The sequence below is a fragment of the Geomicrobium sediminis genome (assembly GCF_016908595.1).
Classification (GTDB): domain Bacteria; phylum Bacillota; class Bacilli; order Bacillales; family Marinococcaceae; genus Geomicrobium_A; species Geomicrobium_A sediminis.
This window is the reverse complement of the sequence record NZ_JAFBEC010000017.1, coordinates 50,793-58,659: the sequence shown is the minus strand read 5'-3', so window position 1 is coordinate 58,659 and position 7,867 is coordinate 50,793. Positions and strand designations below refer to the sequence as shown.

10 protein-coding genes and 1 rRNA gene are annotated in these 7,867 nt (G+C 41.0%); 4 read left to right on the top strand and 7 right to left on the bottom strand.

Features of this window, described 5'->3' with window-relative positions; translation table 11 throughout:
• A 16S ribosomal RNA gene (locus tag JOD17_RS19235) occupies positions 1–91 on the bottom strand; the annotation flags it as partial.
• Between the two features lie 477 nt (positions 92–568).
• Between JOD17_RS19235 and JOD17_RS19230 the strand changes: the two genes are divergently transcribed.
• Positions 569–919, top strand: coding sequence for a DUF2614 family zinc ribbon-containing protein (locus JOD17_RS19230; RefSeq protein ID WP_204699593.1), 351 nt, complete (start codon positions 569–571; stop codon positions 917–919).
• A gap of 55 nt (positions 920–974) precedes the next feature.
• Here the strand turns inward: JOD17_RS19230 and perR are convergent, their stop codons facing one another.
• The 4 genes from perR to bcp form a co-directional block, all read right to left on the bottom strand.
• Positions 975–1,421: a peroxide-responsive transcriptional repressor PerR gene (perR, locus tag JOD17_RS19225; RefSeq protein ID WP_042360958.1), complete on the bottom strand. Its 447-nt coding sequence runs from the start codon at positions 1,419–1,421 to the stop codon at positions 975–977.
• Positions 1,422–1,514: 93 nt separating this feature from the next.
• Complete coding sequence (locus tag JOD17_RS19220; protein ID WP_204699592.1) at positions 1,515–1,820, bottom strand: cyclic-di-AMP receptor; 306 nt, start codon at positions 1,818–1,820, stop codon at positions 1,515–1,517.
• 54 nt (positions 1,821–1,874) lie between these two features.
• Positions 1,875–2,822, bottom strand: a complete 948-nt coding sequence (locus JOD17_RS19215; protein WP_204699591.1) for an NAD(P)-dependent oxidoreductase — start codon at positions 2,820–2,822, stop codon at positions 1,875–1,877.
• Positions 2,823–2,827: 5 nt separating this feature from the next.
• On the bottom strand, positions 2,828–3,301 hold the full coding sequence (gene bcp, locus JOD17_RS19210) for a thioredoxin-dependent thiol peroxidase (RefSeq protein ID WP_204699590.1): 474 nt from the start codon (positions 3,299–3,301) through the stop codon (positions 2,828–2,830).
• A 115-nt stretch (positions 3,302–3,416) separates the two neighbouring features.
• On the opposite strand from bcp, the gene JOD17_RS19205 reads away from it, so the two are divergent.
• Genes JOD17_RS19205 through JOD17_RS19195 form a run of 3 tightly spaced genes read left to right on the top strand, consistent with a single transcriptional unit; the run spans position 3,417 to position 7,037 of the window.
• Positions 3,417–4,709: a glutamate-1-semialdehyde 2,1-aminomutase gene (locus JOD17_RS19205; protein WP_204699589.1), complete on the top strand. Its 1,293-nt coding sequence runs from the start codon at positions 3,417–3,419 to the stop codon at positions 4,707–4,709.
• Between the two features lie 21 nt (positions 4,710–4,730).
• Positions 4,731–5,954: a GTPase family protein gene (locus JOD17_RS19200; protein ID WP_204699588.1), complete on the top strand. Its 1,224-nt coding sequence runs from the start codon at positions 4,731–4,733 to the stop codon at positions 5,952–5,954.
• A gap of 24 nt (positions 5,955–5,978) precedes the next feature.
• Positions 5,979–7,037 (top strand): FUSC family protein, encoded by a 1,059-nt coding sequence (locus JOD17_RS19195; protein ID WP_204699587.1) that lies wholly within the window; start codon positions 5,979–5,981, stop codon positions 7,035–7,037.
• On the opposite strand, the gene JOD17_RS19190 is transcribed toward JOD17_RS19195, so the two are convergent.
• Both JOD17_RS19190 and JOD17_RS19185 read right to left on the bottom strand, forming a co-directional pair.
• Complete coding sequence (locus JOD17_RS19190) at positions 7,034–7,558, bottom strand: DUF402 domain-containing protein (RefSeq protein WP_338028837.1); 525 nt, start codon at positions 7,556–7,558, stop codon at positions 7,034–7,036. The two genes, JOD17_RS19195 and JOD17_RS19190, sit on opposite strands and share 4 nt — an antisense overlap.
• Before the next feature lie 107 nt (positions 7,559–7,665).
• Positions 7,666–7,821, bottom strand: a complete 156-nt coding sequence (locus JOD17_RS19185) for a gamma-type small acid-soluble spore protein (RefSeq protein WP_204699585.1) — start codon at positions 7,819–7,821, stop codon at positions 7,666–7,668.
• Positions 7,822–7,867 lie beyond the last annotated feature (46 nt).

Here is a 7,867-nt window from a genome sequence, read left to right as displayed (position 1 = left end):
ATGAGGTGCAAGCACCTCGGGTCCGCTCGACTTGCATGTATTAGGCATGCCGCCAGCGTTCGTCCTGAGCCAGGATCAAACTCTCCATTGAAAGTGTTTCCTTTTTCGTTAGCACGGGGGTGCCAACGAGGCTCGTACTTCTATAATAGAAGCGCTAGCTTTTATTGCTTTAATTCGCTTAACTTTCATTCAGTTTTCAAAGGGCAATTGTTTTGCTTGTTTTGTGTTGCCGTCGTTGCGACAGCGACTTTTCTATCTTACCACCGTCAGTTCGTTGTGTCAACAACTTTTTCAATTCTTTTTTTCGGTGTGTTTCGCATTTGTTAGTGCGAGTTATAAGATACCATGTTTTTGCAATTATCGTCAACAACTTTTTTTCGTTGTTTTTTTCGATGTTGTCTGCCGTCTCTCTTGGCGACGGATATAAAGATACCATGTTATTAACTAAAGCGTCAATACATTTTCCATAAAAAGTTTAAAAAGTTTCTAGAGCAGTCGATGCACCGCTATGAATGACTATGTTATACTATGGACGTGTTCTTATTGAAAGTAACAGGAGGTATAGCAAGTGGCGAAAATTAATCGCATTCGCACGTTTGCACTCGCATTAATTTTTATCGGGATCTTCATTATGTATATAGCTATCTTTGTATTTAGTGAAAATCCAATCTTAATGTCGTTTGCAATGATCATTGGCTTCCTATCAGTGCTGTCGAGCGCTCTTGTCTATCTATGGATTGGTATGCAGTCGATGAAAACTGTACAAGTCATCTGTCCTTCATGCGAAGGAGCGACGAAAATTCTCGGTCGTGTAGATGCATGTATGCACTGTAACGAACCACTCACAATCGATAAAGCGTTAGAAGGAAAAGAGTTAGACGCTCGTTACAATCGAAAGTCATCTTTTAACCCTAAATAAAAACACCGCCGAAATATGGCGGTGTTTTTTTGCATTTCATTATAGATCAAAACAATTAATCGTGTGCGATCGATTGTTTACTCATGCATTCTGGACACGTTCCATAAATCTCCATGCGATGTGATTGAACTTGGAAATTCGTCACATGCTCTGCTAACGTCTCCACTTCATCCAGAGCCGGATAATGAAAATCAACAATCTTACCACAGTCGTTGCAGATAATATGATAATGGCTATTTGTTACTGAATCAAAACGACTTGAAGAGTCTCCATAGGATAATTCTTTAACAATCCCTACTTCTTTGAATACGCGCAAATTATTGTACACCGTAGCAACGCTCATATTTGGAAACTTACCTTCTAAAGCTTTATAAATTTCATCTGCTGTTGGATGCGTCATCGTCTCAAAGAGAAACTCTAAAATCGCATGACGCTGCGGTGTCATTCGCACTTTTGTAGACTTTAATGAATCGACCGCGTGCTGAAGTCGTTCACTTGCCATCGCCATGCACCCTCTTTCATACAACAATTACTACATTATAATTCTTATAATTTAGTTTAACGGACAGTGAAATGCTTGTCAATATAGGGATTCTTACGCCTTATTAAACCGTGTTGTCCAATCATCATTCGTTGCCGTTTCCATAACAAACGATGTAAACCGATATTTACTAGTCGGTTGAATTTTTTTCTTTTGTTCTACGTGTACGCACGCTTCTTCCATTGTCTTCTTAAGATCATTGTAATCTTGATCTTTGAAACCAATTAAAAAGGTCGTATTCCCTTTTCTCCGAAACCCTCCACTACTTGCTAGTTCAGTAATTCGATAACCTGAATTTTGCAATACTTTCTCAAGATGATCCCGGTATACGTCATTAACAATACATACAAGCAGTTTCACTGGAAAACCTCCGTTTGACTCATGTTTATGTTTCATCATATCACAAAATGAACGCTAATAACCTTCACTTTTATTAACGATATTCTTCATTTCTCCTTCTTGTTCAACGAAGACACGAAGGTTATGTACAAATATCGGAAGAAGCCTCTCCATATAATGTGATGAGTAACCAGCGATATGGGGCGTGATCGTCACTTCATCCATTCCCCATAATGGATGCTCTTCGTGTAAAGGCTCCTCTTCGAACACATCTAAGTAAGCATGGTCCAACCTTTTATTGCGTAATGCCTCTATGAGCGCTTGTTCATTAACTGCATCTCCCCTACCAAAGTTAATGAACACTGCTGAATGTTTCATATAACTAAACGACTCTTCATTAATAAGTTGTTTCGTCTTTGATGTTGACGGTAGGACGTTTACGATATAGTCCGCTTTAGGTAACACGTTAAACAACTCTTGTAGCGCATATGTCTCATCAAAATGCACAACCTCTCGCCCGCTTTGATTGATTCCAAACACTCTCATACCAAACACGTTCGCCCTCTTTGCGACAGCTTGTGCGATTGCGCCTGTTCCAAGGATGACTAGCGTTTTCCCGTAAAGTTCACCTGGCTTGAAGTTCTCAAATCGTTTGATTTGTTGATACTCTACGCTTACCTTATGTTTACGTGCATGATCAAGCATCGCATGAAGGGCGTACTCCCCCATCTGCACATTATGAACACCTCGAGCATTCGTAACGGTAATTCCTCGTTTCTCAAGTGAGTCCAACGGCAAGTTTTCAACACCTGCCGAAGAAGTCATCACCCACTTCAAATTAACTGCACTCGAAATGACACGTTCTGTTAAGCCTCCGCCAAACAAGAACAATGCGTCCGCACTCTCAAGCTTTTCTTTCGCTTCTGACATCGTTTCAAACTGAGAGATGTTAACAGAAGGTAATTGCTCTTTAATCTCACGAATGGTTTCAGTCGGTATTTTATTCGTAATGACAACTTCCACGATCATCATCCTCCATTTTTGTGGGCTTGAATCGCTTCTTTCACTTTTTCTACATGGTCTTTAACACGAACGTTTCTCCATTCGTTAATTACCGTTCCTGTTTCATCTATTAAAAACGTGGATCTGACGATTCCCATGTATTCTTTGCCGAAGTTCTTTTTCAATTGCCAAACTCCGTATTTGTTTGCGGCTTCTTGCTCTTCATCTGCAATCAGCGTAAATGGAAGTTCATGCTTTTGAATGAATTTGTCATGACGATCTAACGAGTCAGGACTGATTCCAAGGACAACTACATTATCTTCACGAAGTGCTGGCATAGCATCACGGAAATCACAAGCCTGTGTTGTACAACCTGGTGTCATGTCTTTTGGATAAAAATAAAGGACAACGATGCTACCTTTATAATCGCTAATTGAAAGGTTCTCACCATTACTTGCTGGCAACGTAAAATCTGGCGCTACTTTGTTCAATAATTCCATTTCATTCAACTTCCTCTCACTTTTTTGATGACTTTCTTCTATTATGATCGCGTTTTACGTGTTTGTCGAATCATACAATGGTAGAATAAAGATTGATGATATTGGAGGTTACAAAATGAATATAGAACAGTCACAACGACAATACGAAATCGCAAATGAACATATCGTTGGAGGCGTAAACAGCCCTTCCCGATCATTTAAAGGAGTCGGCGGAGGAATTCCTGTTTCAATAAAGAAAGGAAACGGTGCATACTTGTATGACTTGGATGACAACCGCTACATTGATTACATTGCAGCGTACGGTCCAATCATCACAGGGCACGCACACCCTCACATTACAAAAGCAATTACACAAGCTGCTGAAGATGGTGTCTTATATGGAACACCAACACGGTTAGAAAATGACTTTGCAATCATGTTAAAATCAGCCATCCCTTCTCTTGAGAAGGTTCGCTTCGTTAACTCAGGTACAGAAGCAGTTATGACGACCATTCGAGTTGCAAGAGCATATACAGGTCGCAATAAGATTATTAAATTTGCAGGTTGTTACCACGGCCATTCTGACCTTGTGCTTGTTGCCGCAGGTTCCGGACCTTCGACATTAGGTTCTCCAGATTCCGCAGGAGTCACAAAGAACATTGCAAAAGAAGTCATTACAGTTCCGTTTAACGATGCGGATGCATTAGAACAAGCGTTAGAAACATTCGGAGATGACGTCGCTGCTGTTCTCGTTGAACCGATCGTTGGTAACTTTGGAATTGTAGAACCTGAACCAGGGTTTCTAGAAGCGGTAAATGATCTTACGCATCGTTATGGAGGCCTCGTCATTTATGATGAAGTAATTACAGCCTTCCGCTTTCATTATGGAGCTGCCCAAGACCTTCTCGGTGTTAAACCCGACCTTACTGCACTAGGAAAAATCATCGGTGGCGGTTTACCAATTGGTGCCTATGGTGGTCGCGTTGATATTATGGAACAAATTGCACCACTTGGCCCTGCTTATCAAGCAGGAACAATGGCTGGAAATCCAGCATCGATGCATTCTGGCATTGCATGTTTAGAAGTCTTGCAACAACCAGGGGTATATGATCACCTAGAAACACTCGGGAAGAAACTCGAAGATGGTCTACACGTAGCCGCCAAAGAAGCGGGTATTGATGATGTTGTGATTAACCGTAAAGTAGGAGCATTAACTGTCTATTTCTCAGACAAACCAATTAGAAATTATGACGATGCTAAAGCGAGTAACGGGGAACGTTTTTCACAGTTATTCCATGCTCTACTAAAACGAGGCGTTCATTTAGCACCAAGTAAATATGAAGCTTGGTTCTTAACGACCGCTCATACCGAAGCTGATGTAGAGGAAACGATTGAGATTGCTAAGGAAGCCTTTAAAGAAGTTCGATAAAAGAAGGAAAAGGTGATTTTCTTGAGCAATGAAAGAAAACCTGAAGAACTTCAACAATCACTTGAATTAATCCGGAATAAACTTTTGCCTAAACTTCCGGCCTCTGTTAAGCAGAAAATAAACCCTGAAGTTGAGAAACTTGAAGAATTGTTTTTAAATACCCGCTCCCCTCGTTTTGCCGTCGTAGGTCGGCGGGGTGCGGGGAAATCAACGCTAATCAATGCGATCTTTCAAAAGGAAGTCGCCAAAGTCGGTAGTGTGGTCGCAGAAACAGAACGCGCCTCTTGGCATACATTTAAAGATGAAAAAAACGAAACACTAATGGAAGTACTTGATACGAGAGGATTTGGCGAAGGCTCTTCAGAACGTTTCGCTCTTTCTGAAGAAGACGCTTGGCAAGAAGCCATTCAAGATACGTATCCAGATGCCATTCTTTTTCTCGTCAAAGCTAAAGAAGTTGACAGTCGGATTACAGAAGATATAAAGCAGCTGAAAAGCCTACAATCATTGATCTTAGAAAAGCACGATTATCGTCCACCAATTGTAGGTGTTGTCACTCAAGTCGATGAACTTGATCCCATTTATGATTCTGATCCACCGTTTACTTCGGAGAAAAATGATGCCATTCATCTTGCAGTTTCTCACGTTAATAAAATGCTCAAAAAAGAATTTCAAGATATTCCGAAGGTCATTCCAGTCTGTGCTTATCTCGCATTTAAAAACGGTGAGATCGTTTACGACCGCCGTTATAACATTGAAACGCTCACTGACTATTTACTTGATCAACTTCCAGGAAATACGTGGATGGAGTGGGCGAGGATTACACAGGGAAAAAAGATTCAAACCCGGATTGCTAAAACTGTTGGCAAAAGCGCATCCACCATTGCAGCCGGTGTTGGGGCACAACCGATCCCCCTCGCAGATTTACCTATTATAACGAGTATTCAAATTTCAATGGTCGCTGCGATTGCGTACATTTCAGGGCGCAAGTTCAATCGGAAAACACTCCTTGAATTTTTCACAGCGATGGGAGCCAATGTTGGAACCGCATTAGCTTTTCGACAGCTATCACGTTCTGTTAGCAAATTCGTATTCCCAGTTGCCGGTAACGCTATTTCTGGAACACTCGCTGCAACCGCAACGTGGGGGCTTTGCAAAGCAGCAATCCTTTACTTTATTGAAAAAAGACCAGCGATTGAGGCGAAAGAAGCCTATGATTTTAATCAAGAAAAGCCGCTGGACTAACCGTAGAAAGGAGCGCTTATTCTTATGCGTCTAGGCGCCCGCATTTTTAAGACTGGATTGGCCATTATGCTTGCTTTGTATGCAGCACAATGGCTCGGTTTAGAACCCGCTTTCTTTGCAGGATTAACAGCAGCATTTGCAATCCAGCCTTCCATTTACAAAACGTATCAAACGATCTTAGAACAACTTCAAGCGAATACAATTGGAGCGATTCTAGCTGTCGTATTCGGTCTTGCTTTTGGGCATGAACCGTTTGTAATCGGGGTCGTTGTCATGCTGGCAATCGCTATAATCACCCGAATGAATCTAGAGTCCGCAACGATTCCAGTCACACTCGTCACGATTATCATTATTATGGGTTCAGCTCCGAATGAAGAATACTTGATGTATGCAATCTCTCGTTTTGGTTTAATTATGGTTGGGGTATTCTCGGCATTTCTCATTAACATGCTATTTATACCGCCTAAATATGAAGAAAAGTTATATAAAAAAGTCGTCACAATGACCGAGAACACCGCACAGTGGATTCGACTAACGACTCGTCACGATACGAATACTCAATCCAGAAGAAAAGATCTAGAAAAATCAAAAGAAGAGCTCGTTGAATTAGATCAGATGTACTTGTTATTCAAAGAAGAACGTAATTATTTCATGAAAAACAAATTCAACAAAGCACGCAAGTTGGTTCTCTTTCGCGAAATGATTAACGTTAATAAGGAGCTTATTAGCATTTTGACCTTCTTAGATGATCGAGAAAATGCTTATCATCACCTTCCCGACAATATGCAACGGCTATTGTCACAACAGCTTGATCATTTAACGACGTATCATGAACGGATCTTAATGCGTTATGACGGAAAAGTGACCACTCAGATGACCGATACGATGGCTGAGGAAGTTGATGAAGGTCACAAATCACTGACTGACCTGTTCATGGACTCCTACGACTACAAAGAGGTTACTCGGGAAGAATGGTTAAGCTTACTACCGATCGTCTCTCATATTGTCGAATACAACCAGCGACTAGAGCATCTCGACCGACTTGTAGAAAGCTTCTTTAGTTATCACAATAGCGATGATTAACGATGCATCAGAAACTCTTCATACCAACGTTCAATAAACTGGGGATCAAACGGTCCTTTCCCTTGGTAAATCCAATACTTTAATTCCTCTACCCCTTCGATCACTTTTGTTGTGACATCGAAGGGGTAGTTCATTGTCTGTTGATGCAACAAAAACTCATCTTCATCCAACAACTGAAAACTGTGATCTGGATACACTTTGATGTCTAAGTCATAATCGATATATTTTAAAGCTTCAGAATCATAAGCGCACGGTGAACTGATATTACAATAATAATGCGTACCGTCACTTCGAATCATCGCAATCACATTAAACCATTTTTCATGATGAAAATAAAATAACGCAGGCTCCCTCGTTCTCCAAGAGCTCCCATCGCCTTCGACCACAAGGATCCGATCATTACCACCGATAATCTCTTGGGATGTGCTTTTTAATACAGCCGATTGCTCCCACACTCTATGCAGTTTTCCATTATGTTTGTAACTACGAATTTCGATTGTTTCCCCTTCTGTTGGAATCACGTGGCTATCCCCCCTTTTCTGACAATGACAAATCGTTATCCGTAGTATAATAAACCTAACGTCAAAAGAAAAGGGAGCCATCCGTATAGGACGCTCCCCATCTTACATTACTGTTGGTTATTTTGGTTTTTGTGTTGCTCAGATTGTGCGTTACGTTTCTTCACTTCTTGCACATCAGTCTCACTACCGAACTCTTGTTCGTAGTTTTGGTGTTGTTGATTTTGTTGTTGTTGGTTTTGCTGGTTGTTTTGTTTCTTAGCCATTTGACTTCACCTCCACAACGATTAACATGCCCGCTGTGTGAAATCT

Coding starts and splice junctions, on each gene's coding strand:
- perR (WP_042360958.1), bottom strand. CDS start 1,421: ATGGCAAGTGAACGACTTCAGCACGCGGTCGATTCATTAAAGTCTACA.
- bcp (WP_204699590.1), bottom strand. CDS start 3,301: ATGGAATTATTGAACAAAGTAGCGCCAGATTTTACGTTGCCAGCAAGT.
- JOD17_RS19205 (WP_204699589.1), top strand. CDS start 3,417: ATGAATATAGAACAGTCACAACGACAATACGAAATCGCAAATGAACAT.
- JOD17_RS19195 (WP_204699587.1), top strand. CDS start 5,979: ATGCGTCTAGGCGCCCGCATTTTTAAGACTGGATTGGCCATTATGCTT.
- JOD17_RS19185 (WP_204699585.1), bottom strand. CDS start 7,821: ATGGCTAAGAAACAAAACAACCAGCAAAACCAACAACAACAAAATCAA.